Source organism: Methylomonas sp. PHL2-19 (assembly GCF_059331595.1).
In genome coordinates, this window is the sequence record NZ_CP196839.1 from 3568293 (window position 1) to 3589559 (window position 21267).

Annotated in this window: 11 protein-coding genes; 1 reads left to right on the top strand and 10 read right to left on the bottom strand. The window is 55.4% G+C overall.

What is annotated here, in order from left to right; genetic code table 11:
• Positions 1–57 precede the first annotated feature (57 nt).
• The 4 genes from ACR02O_RS16500 to ACR02O_RS16515 form a co-directional block, all read right to left on the bottom strand.
• The gene (locus tag ACR02O_RS16500; protein WP_494523472.1) at positions 58–1650 is read right to left on the bottom strand and encodes a peptide chain release factor 3; all 1593 of its coding nucleotides are present in this window, start codon (positions 1648–1650) and stop codon (positions 58–60) included.
• Positions 1651–2285: 635 nt separating this feature from the next.
• The gene (locus ACR02O_RS16505; protein ID WP_033158057.1) at positions 2286–3095 is read right to left on the bottom strand and encodes an ABC transporter permease; all 810 of its coding nucleotides are present in this window, start codon (positions 3093–3095) and stop codon (positions 2286–2288) included.
• Positions 3092–3829: an ABC transporter ATP-binding protein gene (locus ACR02O_RS16510; protein ID WP_033158058.1), complete on the bottom strand. Its 738-nt coding sequence runs from the start codon at positions 3827–3829 to the stop codon at positions 3092–3094. The genes ACR02O_RS16505 and ACR02O_RS16510 overlap by 4 nt, the downstream gene beginning before the upstream one ends.
• Positions 3826–4788: a PQQ-dependent catabolism-associated beta-propeller protein gene (locus tag ACR02O_RS16515; protein WP_033158059.1), complete on the bottom strand. Its 963-nt coding sequence runs from the start codon at positions 4786–4788 to the stop codon at positions 3826–3828. The genes ACR02O_RS16510 and ACR02O_RS16515 overlap by 4 nt, the downstream gene beginning before the upstream one ends.
• 544 nt (positions 4789–5332) lie before the next feature.
• Here ACR02O_RS16515 and ACR02O_RS16520 point away from each other — a divergent pair.
• Positions 5333–5539: a hypothetical protein gene (locus tag ACR02O_RS16520; protein ID WP_155931079.1), complete on the top strand. Its 207-nt coding sequence runs from the start codon at positions 5333–5335 to the stop codon at positions 5537–5539.
• A 45-nt stretch (positions 5540–5584) separates the two neighbouring features.
• Here ACR02O_RS16520 and ACR02O_RS16525 read toward each other — a convergent pair whose 3' ends face one another.
• From ACR02O_RS16525 to ACR02O_RS16550, 6 genes are read right to left on the bottom strand one after another with little or no spacing between them, the layout of a single operon-like run.
• Positions 5585–7717 carry a site-2 protease family protein gene (locus ACR02O_RS16525; protein WP_458137819.1) on the bottom strand — a complete coding sequence of 711 codons (2133 nt, stop codon included), beginning with the start codon at positions 7715–7717 and terminating at the stop codon, positions 5585–5587.
• A complete protein-coding gene (locus ACR02O_RS16530) occupies positions 7702–9039 on the bottom strand; it encodes an efflux RND transporter periplasmic adaptor subunit (protein ID WP_458139244.1) in 1338 nt (445 codons plus the stop codon). The genes ACR02O_RS16525 and ACR02O_RS16530 overlap by 16 nt, the downstream gene beginning before the upstream one ends.
• A 7-nt stretch (positions 9040–9046) precedes the next feature.
• The gene (locus ACR02O_RS16535) at positions 9047–9814 is read right to left on the bottom strand and encodes an efflux RND transporter periplasmic adaptor subunit (RefSeq protein WP_458137820.1); all 768 of its coding nucleotides are present in this window, start codon (positions 9812–9814) and stop codon (positions 9047–9049) included.
• Entirely contained in the window at positions 9814–11403 is a 1590-nt protein-coding gene (locus ACR02O_RS16540) for a TolC family protein (RefSeq protein WP_458137821.1), read from the bottom strand. Before ACR02O_RS16540 ends, ACR02O_RS16535 begins: the two co-directional genes overlap by 1 nt.
• 22 nt (positions 11404–11425) lie before the next feature.
• Complete coding sequence (locus tag ACR02O_RS16545) at positions 11426–20329, bottom strand: DUF4347 domain-containing protein (protein ID WP_494522035.1); 8904 nt, start codon at positions 20327–20329, stop codon at positions 11426–11428.
• A gap of 28 nt (positions 20330–20357) precedes the next feature.
• A complete protein-coding gene (locus ACR02O_RS16550) occupies positions 20358–21209 on the bottom strand; it encodes a sulfotransferase family protein (RefSeq protein WP_458137823.1) in 852 nt (283 codons plus the stop codon).
• Between the last annotated feature and the right edge of the window lie 58 nt (positions 21210–21267).

Below are 21267 nucleotides of genomic sequence, written 5' to 3' on the forward strand. Positions count from 1 at the left end.
TTGGCCGCAAGCGATTCCGCATGATTTGGATTTAAAAGATGGGCTTTGAATCAGCTTTCAAAGCTCTCTGGTCTGACTGAAATGAATGTCCGGCCAGCGCTCTTCGGTCAATTGCAAATTCACCCGGCTGCTGGCCAGATAAACCAAATAGCCGCCGCCATCTTCAGCAAGGTTTTCGAAGGCCTTGTTCTTAAACTCTTCCAGTTTGGCCGGATTTTTCGCGCTGACCCAACGCACGGTATTAATCGGCGAAACGTCGTAAGCACATTCCACGTTGTATTCGTTTTTTAGACGATGGGCGGTGACATCAAACTGCAAAATACCCACCGCACCAAGGATTAAATCGTTGTTTTTCAGCGGGCGGAACAGCTGGGTAGCGCCTTCTTCGGTCAATTGAATCAAACCTTTTTGCAGCGCTTTGGCACGGAGCGGATCTTTTAACACCACGCGGCGAAACAATTCCGGCGCGAAGTAAGGGATGCCGCCGAATTTCAAGACTTCGCCTTGGGTAAAGGTGTCGCCGACTTGAATGGTGCCGTGGTTATGCAAGCCTATGATGTCGCCGGCATATGCTTCCTCGACGTTTTTACGGCTGTCCGCTTGAAAGGTAATGGCGTTGGCGACCTGGATGTTTTTGCCAATCCGCACATGATTGACCTTCATACCTTTATCGAATTTGCCGGAACAGATTCTTAAAAAAGCCACGCGGTCGCGGTGCGCCGGATCCATATTGGCCTGGATTTTAAACACAAAGCCGGTGAATTTTTCTTCATCGGGCATCACTTCACGTTGCTCGGCTTGGCGTGATCTAGGACCAGGCGCGTATTCCGCAAAGGCGTCCAGCAATTCGATGATACCGAAGTTATTGATCGCCGAACCGAAAAACACCGGCGTTTGTTGACCCGCCAAATATTTAGCATGATCGAATTCGTGGCTGGCACCTTTTACCAGTTCAATCTCGTCGCGCAATTCTTCCGCCTGATAGCCTAGCAGTTCGTCAAGCTTCGGATTGTTCAAGCCTTTGATGATTTCGGCCTTGGCGATACGACCGCCGTGGTGTGGACTAAACAGCAAGATCTCATCTTTATACAGCTGGTAAACCCCTTTGAAGCGCTTGCCCATACCTATCGGCCAAGTCATTGGCGTGCATTGAATTTTTAGCACGCTTTCGACTTCGTCGAGCAGTTCGATCGGTTCGCGGCCTTCGCGGTCCAGTTTGTTGATGAAGGTCAGGATTGGTGTATCCCGTAGCCGGCATACTTCCATCAATTTGATGGTCCTATCCTCTACGCCTTTCGCCACGTCAATCACCATCAACGCCGAGTCTACGGCTGTTAATGTCCGGTAAGTATCTTCGGAAAAGTCTTCATGGCCCGGGGTGTCCAGCAGATTGATGATGCAATCATTGTGCTCAAACTGCATAACCGAAGTGGTGACGGAAATCCCCCGCTCTTTTTCCATTTCCATCCAGTCGGAGGTGGCATGACGCGCCGCTTTACGACCTTTGACCGAGCCGGCTAACTGAATGGCGCCGCCGAACAGCAGCAATTTTTCAGTGATGGTGGTTTTACCGGCGTCGGGGTGGGAGATGATGGCAAAAGTGCGGCGCCGCTTGTATTCAGGGAATTCCATTGATTGTTTTATTTGCATTTGCATAGTTGTGTACATAGCTATGTACACAAAATTAAAAGTACATTTCCGGCAATGCGATATGTGTTGCCGGAAAATTCTGGAATTATATCGTAGATTCTACCCAGGCGATGACGTCGTCCAAATCCCCGAATTTCCTCACATTAAAAGTAAGCCAAGGGGTCATTAAAAATGGGTCGTTGCCTTACATTGTGTGTAACCGAAATCAAGCAGGTTACCACCATGGAAAAATACCTAGGACACGCCTATTTGCAAAGCATCTGGAATCGCTATCGACAAAGCAGACTCCCCGCGAAAGCATACCAAACCCAATCCGTTTGCTCTTAAGGCCGCCACTGAGCAACAATTGCAACTCATTTTTTCACACGTCCGGGTTACCTCTAATGTGGGGCAAGGACTTTGGTCTTGCGGATTCTCTTTTCTACAAGGCAATACGTTATGTCGCGAAGCAAAATAAGATCAATACCCCGCCAACCAATGTGGCTGAGTTAAAGATTATCGCTTGGTTTTTGCGATGCGGGCCTTGCTCTGTCGCAGGATGAAGGCTTAAACAGTCCATGGTTTAGCGGTGCTCAACACGCACGGCTTAACTTTAGGGGATTGCGGCCATCTAAAGAAAATTCGGCAATTCACTACTAATCTCCTCCACCACCTTTTTTAACCATCATACCCTTACTCGGGTTATAGCCCATGATAGCCGCGCCCATAAACAGCAAAAACGACGCGCCGGTAAAGATCAGCGCTTGCGGGTTAAATTGCTCGTACAACGCAAAACGAATCAACTCCACCGCTTGCGAGAACGGGTTATATTGCGCCAGGGTTGACAACAACTCGCTGGACTCCTTGATCTTCCACAACGGATACAAAGCGGTGGACATGAAGAACAGTGGAAAAATCACGAAATTCATCACGCCGGCGAAATTCTCCAGTTGTTTGATGAACGACGACAACAGTAAGCCCAATGCCCCTAGCATCATGCCAGCCAGCACCAGCGCCGGCAAAATCCAGACATAACCCATCAGCGGCGCCTGTATGTCGTACAGCCACGCGATGCCCAGAAAAGCGTAAGATTGCAGCACGCCTACCGCAGTCCCGGCGATCAGCTTGCTGCACAATAGAAACCAGCGCGGCAACGGGCAAACCATCAACATGCGCATACTGCCCATTTCCCGGTCGTAAACCATGGACAGTGAGCTTTGCATGCCATTAAACAGCAAGATCATGCCCAATAAGCCGGGGGTAATGTAAACCTCATAAAGGATGTAAGTCTCGTAGGGCGGCGCGATAGCTATGCCCAACGCGGCGCGAAAGCCCGCGGCGAAGACGAACAGCCAGACCAGCGGCCGCACTAAGGCCGAGACGAAGCGTTCGCGCTGATGTAAAAAACGCAGCAATTCGCGGCCGACGATGCCGACCGTTGCTCGCGAGTAATGTAAAACCCTCATGCTTGCGGCCCCTGAGTCAGTTTTTGGAATACCTGGCCGGGATCGGCCCACCCGGTGCTCTGCAATATCTCAGACAGTTTGCCGCTGGCTTTGACCTGCCCCTTGTGTAAAACAATTAAGCTATCGTCTGCGGCAATTTCGTCGATCAAATGCGTGGCCCACAGCACTGCCAGATTTTGCTGACTAACCAAGTCATGCACATGGCTGACGATAGCCTGCCGGCTCGGCATGTCCAATCCCACGGTCGGCTCGTCCAGCAATAGTAAACTGGGTTTATGCAGTAAGGCGCGGGCGATTTCCACCCGGCGCTTGTGGCCGCCATTCAATTGCCGGACCTTTTCGCTGCGGCGCTCGAACATAGCCAAACGCTCCAGCTCTTCTTGGATGCGTTTGTCGGCGACTTTGCGTCCTATACCGTGCAAGGCGGCGTGGTAACGCAGGTTTTGCGTCACCGACAAGTCAGGGTCCAGCGTTGTCTGTTGAAACACTACACCTAAGCGCGTCAAAGCTTGCAGACTTTGTTTTTTTAGATCAAAACCGCAAAGCTCGATGCGCCCTTCCCTGGCATCGTAAAGCCGGGTGATCAAGGAAAACAGCGTGCTTTTGCCAGCACCATTGGGCCCTAGCAAAATCGTGCATTCGCCGGATTGCACATTAAAACTCACGGCATCCAGTGCTTTTTTCGCACCGTAGGCAAAGCTCAGGTTTTCAACCGCTAAGGCAATCTCGGTCATGGTTTAACCGCCACGCCCCAGGGATAACGGCCCACCGCCACCGATTTGGTCACTTTATGGTTTTCCAAATCGATGATCGACACGTCGTTGCTGACGCCGTTGGTGGTGTACAAACGCTTTTGATCCGGCGAAAACGCCAAATTCCAAACCCGCTGCCCAACCAATAAGAACTTCTCCACTTTATAGGTTTGGGCGTTGATCACCGCGACGCGGTTGGCGGGGCCCATCGCCACATAGCCGTACCGGCGCTCCTTATCAATCGCGATCCCCACCGGCTGAATCTGATCGCTGCTGACGCCTTGGACGTCGAGTTTGATGTTCTGCACGATCTGTTTGGACGCCGCATCGATAATGGTCAGCGTGCCGGCCATTTCTGACGTCGCCCATAATTGTTGGCTATCGTCGGTAAATGTCACCGCGCGTGGCCGCGGATCGACCAGCGTGTTATCCGCAATCTGCCGGCTATTGGTATCAATCCAGTGCAGCATATTGGTGGTTTCCGAGGCGCTGATGGTCCATTTGTTATCCGGACTGACGGTAATGCCTTCCGGCTCCACGCCTACCTTGATCTTACCAACGGCTTTTTTTGCCGCGATGTCGATGACCGTCACTTCCGCGTCATCTTCGTTGGACACGTACATAAATTTGCCGTCCGGGCTTAACGCAAAGGTTTCCGGATCTTCGCCGGACGGCAGTTTGCCTATTTCCTTCAGCGTTTCCGAGTCGATCATGCGGATGGTGTTGTCGTCGCTGGTCGCAACGAACAAGGTCTTGCCGTCCTTACTTATCGCTATGCCGCGTGGCCGCTGGCCGACCGGAACGGTTTTGACCAGCTTGCCTTCGACGGGATCGAGCACGGCAATCGCATTATCTTTTTCCAGTGTGACGAATACGGTTTCGGCTTGCGCGGCCGAAGCCAATAAGACGGCGGCCATTCCGGCCATTTTTATCGGGTGCATAAATTTTTCCTTGGTATGCCTGATGTCATTTTACTGGTCTATTTAGTGTAACGAGAGATAACGCTTCACCAACAAATCGATGTAGTCAGCGGAGAGGGATAGATATAAAACCGCTAACACGGCCTATCACAAGCAATGCCCTCCCCTGCGGTTGGGAAGTTTAACCCGAAGCTCGACGGGATTACATCCTTTCGCCGGGTGGGAAATTATCCCTATTTTATCCAAGCCGTGAATATAGTTGTTCCCGCATGACGGTAATGACGGCAGAAAGGAATTGGCAATGTCCAAAACAATGTCTCGTGCCTGACTAGGGGTCGAGCTTGACCAATCACGTCACGCTCGGCGTTCACCCAAAAAACACGAAGACCTGTACGCTAGAACAATACCGAACTGACTACCATCAAGGCGAAGATATGCGCAACGCTGGCCATTTGTTATTAGCATCGCAAAATCATACAAAGAAAGTTGCCAAAAAAATAATTTGTATCGGCAAGATTGCGCAAATGGACGTGAATATTCACTTCGGACTAACAAGGACATAGAAATGAAATTTTATCTGATAACGGAAGACCAACTGGAAAACCTCGGAAAAAAGCACGATTCACTGCTTAAAACCGGAACCCTGTGCGATCTAATGTTGGACATTGCGGCGCACGCTGACGATTTTCAAACCTTCGATGCAGCGTTGGAAATGGCTAACAGCGAATTGGATAGATTGGAGCTGTTTTTCGATACCTGCGATTTAGTTTGAACCTATAAACGCAGACTTTCTCGTTAGGCAGACATATGCATTTGATTAAAACCCGGATTCGCGTACCAGCACCGTCGCAACTTGTCGGACAAAGCGATGTAACAGGCTAATAGCCGGCGTATTCAGTCTGACATTACCGCGCCTTTCTCCAGGAGGATGTTCGACATTTTGACTATCAATTTGCGGCCTTAAGATCACGCGGTAAACAGCGCTTTCCGGCACAGCTTGTTGCTGGGCATCGAACCGGGCAGCAATTGCACCGCCGTGCATAGAAGCCAACATCGCCGGAATCCAAGCCGCCCCACCTTGATCGATACGCTCCACGCGGCATCTTATCGGCGACATTCCCGGTTGATCGGGATAAAACACCGCACTGTCGGACTGCCCTGCGGCTTGTAAATCTTCTTCGGCCACATAGGCTTCGATCAATTGGCTACGCGGATCGGCCACAATCATTAACGCTTCACCTTCTTTCAACCACTGTCCCTCTTGCGCCTGTTGGTTTAGATCCAAAGCCAGGCCGTCAAACGGCGCCTGTATCTTTAACTGGGTTTGCTGATGCCGAAAACCGGCTTGTTTTGCGCCGGCCGATTCCAGTTCCTTCAGCAACACCTGCCGGCGTTGATTCAAGTTTTGCTCCAAGCCCTGATACGCCAGTTGCCACTCCAATAACTGCCCTTCCAGCGCGGAATTTCGGGCTTGAAAATCCAGTTCGCGCGAACTTAGTTGCGCTAATAACTCGCCGTTTTTCACCGCTTGCCCAGTTTTGACTTGCCAAGCATCCAAACGCGCCGCGGTCGGCAGATAAATTTCGGCGTAGCGCTCGGCCTTGATTAGCGCCGGCGCAAGCACATGGCCTTGCCACGGTACAATCAAAACCGCGAAGCCAACAATTAACAACAACAGAGAAGTTCGGCTCTGCGGCTTAACCCAAACCTCAGGCCCCAAGTTTTTCCACACTGCCAGCTCGGACCAGATCGGCCGCAGAATAAACCAGCCCACTTCCACAGCCATCATCAATAGCCCAAGCAACTTAAAGAAAAAGTGATAGACCAGTAGCGCGATACCCAGAAACAGAAAGAAACGATACAACCAGGTACACCAGGCATAGCCAATAAAAAACCAGTGCCAGCGTTTCGGTAACGATTCCGGCGGCGCCTGATCCAATCCGAAGAGCAGGCGCCGTAAATGCCAGCGGTTATAGGCAAATGCCCGTGGTTGTAGATTCTCGATCCCCAACCAGTCGGCCAACAGATAATAGCCGTCAAAGCGCATGAATGGACTCAGATTGACAACCAACGTCATGATCCAGGTCGAGGTTGCCAATAAAAACACCCCGCTGCGTAACGGGCCGTCGTTCAGAAAACTCCAGGCCAAGGCGGCGAACACTGCCAAACCCAACTCGGCGGCAATCCCGGCACCGGCAATCGCCACTCGTTGTCGACGCGAGCTGAGCTTCCAGGTTTCGCTGGCGTCGGTATACAGCATCGGATACATCACCATGAACGCTACACCCATGGTTGGCACTCGACAACCATAGCGATGCGCGGTCAAGGCATGGCCGAATTCATGTAGCGTCTTGGCCAGCATCAAGGCCAAAAAATATTGCGTCAGCCCGGACCAGTTGAAAAAATGCGGAAAGGTCGCCAGGAAGCGCTCCCATTGCCGTGACAGTAAAAACCCGGCCAACAGCGCGCAACCTACCAACAATACAGCGAACTGCCCACTGTAAACCCAGGCCAAACGCGGATACAGCCAAGCCAGTAAGGCATCGGGTTTTAGCAAGGGAATTTTAAAAAACAGATAATTATGCAGCAGCCATTGCGCCCAGCTTTGCTTGCGCATCGCCACCTGTTGCCGCAACCGTTGCAGCCCGGCATCGCCGCTCAAGCGCAGCAGGTTGTTGTTCAACAGGAATTGGGCAAATTCGCGGACCTGACTCTCGTCGATATGTAAAGTCGTTTCGCGATTCACGGCTTGCGCAATCGCTTCTGTTTGCCCCAAGGCCCAGTGCGCCAGAATTTCGAACTCTTGCCAACCGATCCGAAAAAACCGATTATTGGCCGGATCATACAAGGTCCAGGTCGGCGCGCCATCAAAACCCTGCGGCCCAGGCAGGCAATGCAATTCTTCGCGCAGCGGCGCCAGGGCCGAGGCGGTCTCTACAATCCCAGCCATTGCCGTAAGCCGGACAGTGGGCGCCTGAATAGGTAATAAAACAGAGTGACCCGTTGGCCATACAGTTTGGCGGTGCCTTTAAGACCGATGCGCGGCAATTGCTCCGTATCCGCCAAACGCGCCTTGACCCGATACGCCAACACCTGGTCGGGCCCGACCTCGGCCTGGTAACTGAGCGAATACACCAGGGCATCCAACGGGTGTTGCGGATCGATATTCAAAAACATCACCGCCTCGGCACCATCGGCCAGCTCAATAAAATCGGCGACCGGCACCCGCATTTCCAGCTCAACCTGCGTCGGATCGGCCAGATTCAATATCCGCTCGCCCAAGGCCACCGGCCGGCCGATCCAGTCGTGCACATCGCTGAAGATAGCCACGCCGGCATGCGGCGCCTTGATTTGCGAACGCGCCAATTGATCCGCCAGATACTCTACTTCGGCGGCATGCTGCTCCATCCGGCCTTTCAATACCGTCATCTCCGCCTTACTGTCGGCATCGAACATCGCCTGCTGAGCAGTCTTGCGGTATTCGGCTTCGGCCACCGCCAATACTTTGCGCGAAACTTCCAGACGATTGGCAATATCGGTGTTTTCCAGCGTCAACAACATCTGATCGGCAACGACGGGTTGATTGGGTTGCACCTGAAAGGTGTCGACCACGCCTTCCAAAGGCGCGCGAATCACCGTGGGTTGGGCGGCAATCACTTCGGCAGGAGCCAACACCGACAATCGTACCGGAATCAATAACAGTAAGACTACCGCCACGGCCCAGCGTTTAAGCGCGGTGGGCGTGTAAAGACGGCGCCACCAAGGCTTACGCGGCTGCAAAGCCTGCCAGGCATGGGCATAAGCATCGCTCAACTCGGCCAGTAACACCGCTTCACCCTCCTGCCAAGCTTGCTCACGCGCCAGCAGCCATCCGCCCAGTGTCCGTCCCTGAACCTTCAACGGCAGCCATAGACCAAACCCCGGCAGCCATTGCTGCCACTCGGTCTGTAAGGTCGGAGGCAAATCCGCGGCTTGCAATAATTGGTAGGCAAGGTTGTTGTCGGTTTGAAACTGCCGGCGACACACACCGTTCAGCCAAACAATATAAGGGGCTTGCGCGTCGAGTTGGGCGATGCCGGATACCGCCGCCACCGGCTGAATTGGCCTATCCAGCCACAATGCGGCTTGGCGGTATTCCACCAAGCTGCGACTCTCGTTGACGATGACAAAACCTAAGGCAGCTAAATCCTCGGCGGCACGGGCCTTGCGCTGCAACTGTAATAGCAGCGCCAGCCCCCGCAACTGGCGTTGCTGAGGGTCTTCCTGTTGCACAGCCAAATCAATGCGCCTTATCCGGGAACAGCGCCCGGCCGCTCATGCCCGCCAACAGTTCGCTATGCTTGCCTGTGACCCGACCCGTTATCGAGACTGTTTGACTCACCGGATCGATACGGGCACCCAGTGTCACGACCTCGGCCGGATAATCGCGGTCCAATTCGTCGATATGCACCTGAAACACCTGTTTTGGTTTTAACCAGCGCAGCCACAAGGAAGGTACGATTAATTTGATTTCCAGCTGGCTATCGTCCAGCACGTCCATGATCGGATCGCCGACCTTCAGATGTTGATGCTCATGCGCCTTCAGCGCCGCGACCCGGCCATCGAATGGCGCATGAATCCGGCATTTTTCCAGGCCGGCCTTGGTCAGGGCGATGTCGGCCCTGGCTTCGCCCAACTTGGCTTTGGCCACGTCAACTTCCAGAGAACTGACCGATTCCAGTTGCGATAGCCTGGAATTGACATCAAAGGTCTTACCGGCGCCGTCCGCAGTGGCTTGCGCCTTTTGCAACTGGGCCTGCTGTATCGAACAATCGAAGCCCACCAGCATTTGACCTTTCTTGAAACGCTCGCCTTCGCGTACTGCCAACTCTTTGATCACCGCCGCCACTTCCGCGGATAAAGTGGTTTCGTTGCGCGGCGTCAGCTGGGCGCGAATTTCGGTTTCGACGGCTTGGTTTTGCGCGGGGGCCGGTTCGGCCGAGGCATTGGCCAACAGCAAGCCCGACAAACCGGTTAACGTCCAAACACACAGGGATTTTTTCAACATCACGATTTGCCTGCCCCTGTCGCCGTTTCAGTGGTATTTTCCGGCTGCGGATCGTCCGTCGCCTGCACCGGATAATGCCCTTGGTTCCATTCCTTATCGATGGCTTCGATAGCATTCGCCAAGGTATCCACCGAGTCGTCGGCCGTTGTCGCCGGCAGCGGATCGAAGCCCAAGGATACATACAATTTGCCCAAGGCATCTTGAGACTCGGCATAGGCCTGGCGGCGCTGTAATTCAGACAATACCGAATCGACCGATACCCGAATCCGCTCCACGGAACTCATCGCTTCGGTCAACTCGCTATTCAGTACATGGTGATGAATTTTTTGGTTAACGTCGTCCAGTTCGGAGCTACGTTGGTATTGCTTGTCCGCCAAGGCCAGCTGTTGTTGCGCCAGATGAACCTGAGTCAGAATCGCCATGTGCGCTGCCAAGCGCCGGGAATGCGCCAATGATTCCTGTGTCTCGGCGGTGGCGATGGCTTGTGGGGCGGATAACAATTCGAACAGATTTTTGGAAATCTGGGTACCGATCTCGCCCCAACTTTGGTTTAACAGATAAGAGTTGGAATCGTAATTACCGCCCAACTGCACTTCCACGCCTGGCAATAGGCGCAGCATGGCTTTTTTAACCTCGGCGGAGCCGATGCGGGTTTGATACATTTCCTGACGCAGTTCCGGCCGCAGTTGTAGGGCCAAATCGCCCATTTTGTCTATATCTAATTGCGGTTTGACCACCTGCGGCCAGGGATTCGCGCTATCATCGGCCAGTTTAAAGTCCTGATTGGGCGGCAAATTGATCAAACCAGCCAGCTCGGATTTGGCCATTTGCTGCTGTTCCAATAGCCCTTCCAAACGGCGAACGATTTCCAGCAAACTTTTGCGATAACGCAGCGCATCCAGCGGCGAGCGTAGTTTTTCCGCCTCGGCCTGTTCGGCCAATGCCAATGCGTGTTGCGCCTCGGCCAACACCGGCTGAATTCTGGCGGTCATCCGTTGCGCGCTCAACGCCCGCCAATAAGCGCTACGCACGTCTTTCATCAGATTATGACTGACTTTACGGCGGCTTTCAGCCGTCACCAACGCCTTGTTGCCTTCCTGCTGAGCGCGGAAATAGCTGACGCCGAAATCCAGAATGTTCCAACGCAGGCTTAAATCGCCCATGAAACGGCTGCGATCTTGGGACGTCGACGTTTCCAGCGATTGCCGGCCCGTGGAAATAGAACGGCTACTGGAAGCATTGAAATTATCCCGACTTCGATACCCGGCGGAAGCCACCACGTCCGGTAACAGATCGAAGCGTGCCAGTGTCGCCTGGCCTTCCGCCACCGCCCGCTCCATCATTTTGACCCTGTGGTCCAGATTATATTTCAGCGCGCGCGACATGGCCTGATACACACTAAGCGGCCCGACCAGCGGCTCCTGCTGCTGAAACAGTTTGACCTGATCACTGCCAATCTGGCTCTGCCGCTCTTGTTGAGTTAATGGCGACGGCGCCAGCGAGCAACCACTGAGAACGATTGCGCCGATAGCAGCGGCTAACAGGCTACCTGGAAACAAACTTGGAGAATGGGGGAGATGATTGTTCATAAAGCGTTCCTGGTTAATGAATTTATGCGACGTCGTGCGATTGGCCATACAATTTGCCGATATGTTGCAGTAATGCATCGGCATCTCGTTGGTTACCCTGTGTGCCAAAGGCTTGGATTTGTTCGCTGAGCGACATACCGCCAAGCGCGGCTCGCGGTGTAACATGAGGATCGGCTGCCGAACCCGACCGCTGCCCGCCAGACTGCGGCCGGCCTCCCGTGGGGCGCCCTTGCCCATCACTCCGGCCCTCGCCCTGCGAGGTTTTGGGCTTCAGAATAACCGTTATCACAGTCTGATTTCCCTTGCCGTCGGTTGCCGTGATTTTAACGATGGTTTTAGTAGTGGCGCCTTCCTTCAAGCTTAGACTGCCGGTGACCGGATCGAAACGAATCCATGCCGGTAAACTGCTGCCATTAGCTTGCGCTGCCTGAAAACTAACACCGGAGCTGGTATCAAGACCTAACAACGCTTCGGCTGGTATAGTGAAATTACCGCTGCCGGAATCGATATTCGCTTCCATTTGTAAGGAAGAGGTCTGACCACTGCTCGAGGACCAACTAGAACCGTTAATATCCGAGGTAAAAATGGCTGGATCGACGCCAAAACCGTCGGTCGAGACGCCTATAAGACCAGCGCCGATACCCGCCCCACCACCAAAAGCTCCACCACTTGCCACGCCACCGCCAAGACTACTGGTAGTGGTAATACCGGCGTCAACCAATCCGCCGGTGGCGCCACTGGTTGGCGGAGTTGCCACACTGACACCCGTCACCCGAAGACCGGTGTTACCGCCATTGAAGTCGACGGTTTGCGTGGCATTGGTCGTTGAGGCTGCGATTACATTAAGCGTTTGGGTATAGCTGGCTACGGAATCGGCTGCACCGTCGTTAACTCTAAATCCGAAACTTACACTAGCGTCGACGTTCTCAGCTGGCGTATATACCAGCAAACCTGCATGCAAATCAGCGACGCTAATCGACTGGCTGATGCTGACTGCCACACCGTTCAGCGTCAGACTACCAGTAGTCGGCAAACTAAGGATGGTAATAGCTTGCAAGCTATCAGTATTGTCGGTATCACTAAAGTGAAAATCAGCGGGGTTAAAAACGTGGCTGCCGGTGCCGTCCACCGAAAAAACAGCGTCACTAGCCAGCGGCGGGTTATTAACGCTTGCAGTGATACTGTTGCCAGTCAGGTCGGCCACGACCACCGCTGCATCGGCGCCAGCCGCCCAGTCTTCGGCCGCGGCCAGATTATAAGCGGTGCCACTGGTCGAGCTGGTACCGTTTTTGTTGATCAGTTGGTCGATTGCTGCTTTGTCGGTGGCACTCAGTATCAGCGTAAACGCCGTGCCCGAGGTAATTTCTACGTTGGCGGTGTCAGTTAAGGTGTAAGTCGCGCCACCTTCGCCGGTGAAGGTGAATTTGTTGGCGACAATGTCATTCGTCGCGCCATTCAGTTTCAGAAAGCCGGTACCGGTGACCACCACACTACCAGTGCTGGCATCGTAGCTCATGCCGGTAATGGTCGGCACAGCGACGTTGCTGGCGGTCACGCCATTGCCGGTCAGGTCCGCCACGACTACTGCCGCATCGGCGCCAGCCGCCCAGTCTTCGGCCGCGGCCAAATTATAGGTGGTCGCGCCGGTCGATGAAGTGCCGTTCTTGCTGACGATCTGGTTAATCGCGGCCTTGTCGGTCGCGCTCAAGGTGAGCGTGAACGCGGTGCCGGAGGTGATCTCGACGTTAGCGGTATCAGTCAGGGTATAGGTCGCACCGCCTTCGCCGGTAAAAGTGAATTTGTTGGCAACGATGTCGTTAGTTGCGCCCGACTTCGACAGGAAACCAGTGCCCGTCACCACCAACGACCCAGTGGTAGCGTCATAGGTGGACGAGATAATGGCCGGCGCCGCGACGTTGCCGGCGGTGATACCGTTGCCAGTCAGGTCGGCCACGACCACCGCTGCATCGGCGCCAGCCGCCCAGTCTTCGGCCGCGGCCAGATTATAAGCGGTGCCACTGGTCGAGCTGGTACCGTTTTTGTTGATCAGTTGGTCGATTGCTGCTTTGTCGGTGGCACTCAGTATCAGCGTAAACGCCGTGCCCGAGGTAATTTCTACGTTGGCGGTGTCAGTTAAGGTGTAAGTCGCGCCACCTTCGCCGGTGAAGGTGAATTTGTTGGCGACAATGTCATTCGTCGCGCCATTCAGTTTCAGAAAGCCGGTACCGGTGACCACCACACTACCAGTGCTGGCATCGTAGCTCATGCCGGTAATGGTCGGCACAGCGACGTTGCTGGCGGTCACGCCATTGCCGGTCAGGTCCGCCACGACTACTGCCGCATCGGCGCCAGCCGCCCAGTCTTCGGCCGCGGCCAAATTATAGGTGGTCGCGCCGGTCGATGAAGTGCCGTTCTTGCTGACGATCTGGTTAATCGCGGCCTTGTCGGTCGCGCTCAAGGTGAGCGTGAACGCGGTGCCGGAGGTGATCTCGACGTTAGCGGTATCAGTCAGGGTATAGGTCGCACCGCCTTCGCCGGTAAAAGTGAATTTGTTGGCAACGATGTCGTTAGTTGCGCCCGACTTCGACAGGAAACCAGTGCCCGTCACCACCAACGACCCAGTGGTAGCGTCATAGGTGGACGAGATAATGGCCGGCGCCGCGACGTTGCCGGCGGTGATACCGTTGCCAGTCAGGTCGGCCACGACCACCGCTGCATCGGCGCCAGCCGCCCAGTCTTCGGCCGCGGCCAGGTTATAAGCGGTGCCACTGGTCGAGCTGGTACCGTTTTTGTTGATCAGTTGGTCGATTGCTGCTTTGTCGGTGGCACTCAGTATCAGCGTAAACGCCGTGCCCGAGGTAATTTCTACGTTGGCGGTGTCAGTTAAGGTGTAAGTCGCGCCACCTTCGCCGGTGAAAGTGAATTTGTTGGCGACGATGTCATTCGTCGCACCGTTCAGTTTTAGAAAGCCGGTGCCGGTGAAAACCAGGTTACCTGTGCTAGCGTCGTAGGTCATGCCGGTAATGGTCGGCACGGCGACGTTGCTGGCGGTCACGCCATTGCCGGTCAGGTCCGCCACGACTACTGCCGCATCGGCGCCAGCCGCCCAGTCTTCGGCCGCGGCCAAATTATAGGTGGTCGCGCCGGTCGATGAAGTGCCGTTCTTGCTGACGATCTGGTTAATCGCGGCCTTGTCGGTCGCGCTCAAGGTGAGCGTGAACGCGGTGCCGGAGGTGATCTCGACGTTAGCGGTATCAGTCAGGGTATAGGTCGCACCGCCTTCGCCGGTAAAAGTGAATTTGTTGGCAACGATGTCGTTAGTTGCGCCCGACTTCGACAGGAAACCAGTGCCCGTCACCACCAACGACCCAGTGGTAGCGTCATAGGTGGACGAGATAATGGCCGGCGCCGCGACGTTGCCGGCGGTGATACCGTTGCCAGTCAAGTCGGCCACGACCACCGCTGCATCGGCGCCAGCCGCCCAGTCTTCGGCCGCGGCCAGGTTATAAGCGGTGCCACTGGTCGAGCTGGTACCGTTTTTGTTGATCAGTTGGTCGATTGCTGCTTTGTCGGTGGCACTCAGTATCAGCGTAAACGCCGTGCCCGAGGTAATTTCTACGTTGGCGGTGTCAGTTAAGGTGTAAGTCGCGCCACCTTCGCCGGTGAAAGTGAATTTGTTGGCGACGATGTCATTCGTCGCACCGTTCAGTTTTAGAAAGCCGGTGCCGGTGAAAACCAGGTTACCTGTGCTAGCGTCGTAGGTCATGCCGGTAATGGTCGGCACGGCGACATTGCTGGTGGTGATGCCGTTGCCAGTCAGATCCGCGACCACCACAGCCGCATCAGCACCGGCCGCCCAATCTTCGGAGGCGGCAAGATTATAAGTAGTGCCGCCGGTCGATGTGGTGCCGTTTTTGTTGATCAGCTGATTGATCGCCGCTTTGTCGGTGGCGCTCAGTACCAGCGTAAACGCGGTTCCCGAGGTGATTTCGACGTTGGCGGTATCAGTCAGCGTATAAGTGGTACCGCCTTCGCCGGTGAAAGTGAATTTGTTGGCGACGATGTCGTTAGTCGCACCGTTCAGTTTTAGAAAGCCGCTGCCGGTCACAATCAACGAACCGGTGGAAGCATCGTAGGTAGACGAGGTAATAGCCGGGACCGCCACGTTGCTGACGGTAATGCCGTTGCCGGTCAGATCCGAAGTATCGCCCGCGCTGACTTGAGCATCCCAATCATCGGCCGCCGCTAAATTATAAGTAGTCGAACCGGTCGAGCTGGTGCCGTTCTTGTTGACGATTTGGTTAATCGCGGCCTTATCGGTAGCGCTCAAGACCAGCGTAAACGATGTGGCGCTGGTAAGTTCCACATTCGTTGTATCGGTCAGTGTGTAAGTTGCTCCGCCCTCCCCGGTAAAGGTCAGCTTGTTGGCGGTGATGTCGTTGGCCGCGCCGGCTTTGGCCTGCATATTAGTGCCGGTCACCACTAGGCTGCCGGTGGCCGCATCATATGTGGCCGAAGTAATTTTCGGAGCAATGGACACGGTAACGGCATTGGTGGCGTCGGTTATGGTGGCCGCCGGATCAGCCCCGGCCAGCCAGTTATTGGCCGCAGCCAAATTGTAGGTGGTGGCGTCCGCTGCGCTGGTACCGATTTGGTTAAGCAATGCGTCGACGTTGGTTTTATCGGCTCCGGTCAACGTAACGCTAAACGAAGTGGCGGAGCTTATCTCGACGCCGGTGGCGCTGGTCAGCGTATAAGTCGCGCCGCCTTGTCCGGTAAATGTCAACTTGGTGAGGTCAATATCGTTAGTGGCGCCTACCTTGCCAAACAAATTGGTGCCGGTTACGCTCAGGACGCCAGTGTCCGAATCGTAGGTAGACGAGGTAATAGTCGGCGTTTGGACATTACTGACCGTAATGCCGTTACCGGTAAGATCTGCCACAACCGTCGCGGCGGCGGTACCCGCCAGCCAATCTTCAGCGGCGGCTAAATTGTAGACAGTGGCTCCCGATGACGAAGTACCATTCTTATTCAGCAAGCCGTGCACCACGAGTTGGTCCGCGGCATTCAATGTTACCGAGAACGTGGTGGCGTCGGTAATTTCGACATCGGATGAAGTCAGCGTATAAGTGCCGCCCTCTCCCGTCAGCGTAAGCAGGGACACCGCCACATCGTTGTTCGCGCCGGACTTGGACACCAGATTGGTGCCGGTTACTGTCAGGACATTGGTGCCGGCGTCATAAGTGGCGGAGGTTACCGTCGGCGCAACGTAATTACTCACCGTGATGGCGTTAACGGTATCGCTGCCGTTAGTCGCATCGCCGCGACTCCATCCGGCTGCGGCGGACAGGTTATAGGTTGTGGCGCTGGTAGCGGAGGTACCGTCCTTGTTCAACAGTGCTTCCACATTGGTTAGATCGGCTCCGCTAAGTGTTACCGAAAACGAAGTCGCCGATGTGATCTCCACGCCGGTGGCATTGGTCAGCGTATAAGTCGCACCGCCTTCGCCGGTAAAAGTCAGCTTGGTCAGGTCTATATCGTTGGTAGCGCCGGACTTCGACAGAAAACCGGTGCCGGTGACCACCAGGATATTGGTACTGAAATCGTAGGTGGCGCTGGTGATGGCCGGGACCGAGGCATTGCTAACGGTAACGCCGTTACCGGTCAAGTCGGCCACGACCGCCGCCGAGTTGGCGCCAGCCGCCCAATCTTCGGCCGCGGCCAAGTTGTAGGTGGTGCCGCTGGTTGATGAGGTGCCGTTTTTGTTGAGCATCTGGTTGATTGCTGCCTTGTCGGTTGCACTCAAGGTCATCGTGAACGCGGTGCCGGAGCCAATCTCGACGTTCGCGGTATCTGTCAACGTGTAGGTCGCGCCGCCCTCGCCGGTAAAGGTGAACTTGTTGGCGACGATGTCGTTGGTCGCGCCGCTCAATTTCAGAAAACCCGTGCCCGTCACCACCAAGGTGCCGGCACTGGCGTCGTAGGTGGAAGAGGTAATCGCCGGGGCCGCGACGTTACTGGCGGTGATGCCGTTACCGGTCAGATCCGCCACCACCACGGCGGAGTCGGCGCCGGCCGTCCAGTCTTCGGCGGCCGCCAGATTGTAGGTGGTGCCGCCGGTTGACGAGGTGCCGTTTTTATTGATCAATTGATTGATCGCCGCTTTGTCGGTGGCGCTTAATACCAAGGTAAACGCCGTCCCGGAAGTAATTTCCACGTTGGCGGTGTCGGTCAGCGTGTAAGTAGTACCACCCTCGCCGGTGAAGGTAAATTTGTTGGCGACAATGTCATTCGTGCCACCGTTTAGTTTGAGAAAACCGGTACCCGTGACCACCAGCGAGCCAGCGCTGGCATCGTAGGTCGAACTGGTAATCGTCGGCACCGCTACGTTGCTGACGGTGATGCCGTTAGCGGTAGCATCGGAAATATCGGCATTGCCGATAACGGTGTTCCAGTCGTCCGCCGCCGCCAAATTATACGTAGTCCCGCTGGTGGAACCGGTGCCGTTTTTATTGAGGATTTGATTGATTGCCGCTTTATCGGTGGCGCTCAAAGTAATCGTAAAAGCAGTGGCTGACGTCACTTCTACATTCGAAGTGTCAGTTAATGTGTAAGTCGTACCACCCTCGCCGGTAAAGGTAAATTTGTTGGCGGTAATGTCATTGGTCGCGCCGCTGGCTTTAACCAGATTGCTACCGGTGACCGCTAAAGTGGCGGCACTGGCGTCGTAAGTTGATGAGGTTATAGTCGGGGTTTGAACGTTGCTGACGGTGATGCCATTTCCAGTAAGGTCACTTGCCGCGCTTTGTGTTGCATCCCAATTGGCCGCACCCGCTATATTGAAAGTCGTGCCGCCCACCGATGAGGTACCGTTTTTGTTCAGCAAGCCTTCGACGTTAATTTGGTCGGTGGCGTTCAAAGTCACCGCAAAACTGGTGGCGCTAGCGGCGGTCACATTGGCGCTGGTCAAAACATAAGTATTGCCGCCTTCTCCAGTCAGTGTCAGTTTCGACACATCGATCGTATCGCCGGTGGTCATATTGGTGCCGGTGACGGTCAGTACGTTGGTGCCGGCATCGTAGGTAGCCGAAGTAATCGACGGCGTCGGCGCGGGCGGCGTCCAGGCAGCTGTGCTACCGGGCCCGGCCAACCATTCGGTTCCGGCATTGCCACCCGAGCCGGCCGCACCGGCGGAACCGCCGGAGGAAGTTCCGGCATTACCACCGTCACCGTAATTCGAAGAACGGGTAATGGTGGAGTTTTCGTATTTGAAGGTACCATTGTTGTATATTCCACCGACACCAGCTCCACCGTCCCCGCCATTGACGCCGTAACCACCCGCGCCACCACCACCGGCACCGAGATTATTGGTGATCGAGGTCGACGCCATATACACGGTTGCGCCGGAACCAATCGCTAAAGCGCCGGCGCCAATCCCTCCCCGACCAACAACCGCGCTGCCGCTGCCGGAACCGTATCCGCCACCACCGCCGCCGATAAAACCCAGTCCGCCCGAGCCGGCGGTTCCACCGGTTCCGCCCGCGTTGTTACTACCACTGGTTCCGCCGGCGCCGCCGGCGCCACTGACGCCACTGCTACCACCCCTGCCTTTTGCGCTGGAGACCGAGGCGAAGCCACCGTCGCCACCCGTGCCCGCCGAACCTGAAGCCCCGGACGTAGAGGCATTGAATGCGCCTCCTGCCCCGCCGACTGTCGTCCCCCAACCTGCGCCGCCGCCACCGCCGTAACCGTAAGACCCGTTGTCGCTACCGCCGTTGCCGCCGCCGCCGGCCGCAACGTTGCCGGTGATTGTCGAATGCAAAAATGTGGCCTTAGTGCCCGCTCCGGTCACAGAAATCCCAGCGCCCAACGCATCGCCGCCGTTGACGCTGTTATACGCGCCGCCGTTGCCGGAGACCAAGCCATGGGTCATCGTCAAACCGTCCACGGTCACGGTACCGCTGGTAATCGACAGCACCCGGCTGTGGTAATTGGCATCGACGGTAACGTCCGCGCTACCGTTGTCGTCCAGATCGCCGTCTATGGTCAGACTCTTAGCAATCGCTAGTTGGCCGGAGGTCAACGTAATCGTCATCCCGGCGTTGAATGTAATCGTGTCGCCGGACGACGCCGACACAATCGCCGCGCGCAACGACCCCGCACCGCTGTCGTTATTGTTGGTGACGGTAACCGTCGCCAGCGTGTAATCGTAGTCGGCCATGGCCGAAGCGGAAAACGCCGCGGGCGCCGAGATGTCGCCGGTGCGCACTTCCAAGTCCCAATCGCCGCCAGCACCGGTGCGGTCGTCGGACACCGCCACGTCGGCCCCGGTCAGATCGGCCAGGGTCTGGGTAAACGCGCTACCCTCGACACCACGGCCCAGGTTGCAAGAATAGATTTGCAGATCGCCGTCCGCCGCCAGCGCTTGGCCTATCGTATTGAGTTGAGCGGCGTAACCGCCGATTGAATCATTGTTCAGCCAGGCATTGCCCAACCAAACGTTGGCCTCGCCGCCCTCGGCGACAATCGAAATCGCCGAAATATCGTGGCGATCCGCCAAATAATCGGCCATCTGTTGCACGCCGTCACGGCCGGCCTCCAACATCACGACTTCGGCGCGCGGATCGGCGCCGGCCAGCAAGGTTTCGGCGTCTCTGACCCGGCTATCGACGAAGATGACGGCGGTAGGCTGAGCGGCCGGCGCTTCCGGAAACTGGCAGCCGGCCGCCGCATCCAGCAAATGTTGAGCGTCCAGCGCCGATGGCGGCTGATCGGCGGTTGGCGCCGCATCCGAATGAGCGGCGTCGGCACTGACCGCCCCCGCGCCGTCGAACAGAATTCGCGGCTCCAAGGCCCAAGCACGTAACGGTGGCGCCTTGGGACAATGTCCAGTCCCGGCAGGGCGAATGCGCTCGAATAGTTTCATGGTCTTGCTCCCTATAATCGACAATACATCAAACGGATTTCAGCAGCGGCTCGGCGGCCGGCTGCGCGGAGACCACGTGGGCGCGACTGCCGCGACCGTCGCGCCAGAATGCCATGTCGGCATATTGCGCGAATAGGTCAGGCGGTAGAACAGTTGCCCTGCTCTCAAAGGCTACTTGCGGCCGAATGCTGTGCAGGCCGGATAGCCCCAAATTATTATCGAAGGCCGGCGCATCGTAATGCAGATTCGCGAAATCGTGCGAATATGCGGGCTCGCCGAGAAAATCGTAAATCAACGACACTACTTTCTCGGGCGCCCGTGCCAGCAACTCGTAATCGACGACCAACAACGAAGCGGCCTGTTCGCTATAAAATGCTTCCTTCAGAGCAGCCCAGGCGAAACCGACCAGCCGATTGCGTTGCGCTAAGGTGTCTACTCGGCTGTAAACCGTATTGCGCTCCACATCATCGTTGAATAACAAGGTGTTTTCGTAAGGATTACTGCGATATAAACGCTCGATACTATCCATAATCCAGGCCACGTTGCGTACGCATGCAATCACCTTGGCATCAGGAAACAGATCCAAAATTGCGGGTAATTTCGCGCACCACATACGATTGGTGTCAAAGACCACTGCCTTGCCAGTCTGATCGGCATAGTAATTTTCGAATAAACCGGTTAACAACCGACGCCGTTGTTCAACAGTAACGACCGGCCCCCATTCACTACCAGCACTGACCTGGTTCAACAAACCTGAAAATAAGGCACCAACGGGGCTGCTCATACCGGCTTGAAACCTAGGGTTCTGACGCAAAATAGCCGCCAACAATGTAGATCCGGAGCGGGGTAAACCCGATATGAAATGGAAGCGGTAGGTCACAGTTTTATAGACAGTGTTAAATCGGGCCTGATTAAAAATAGAATCGATGAACTAACTT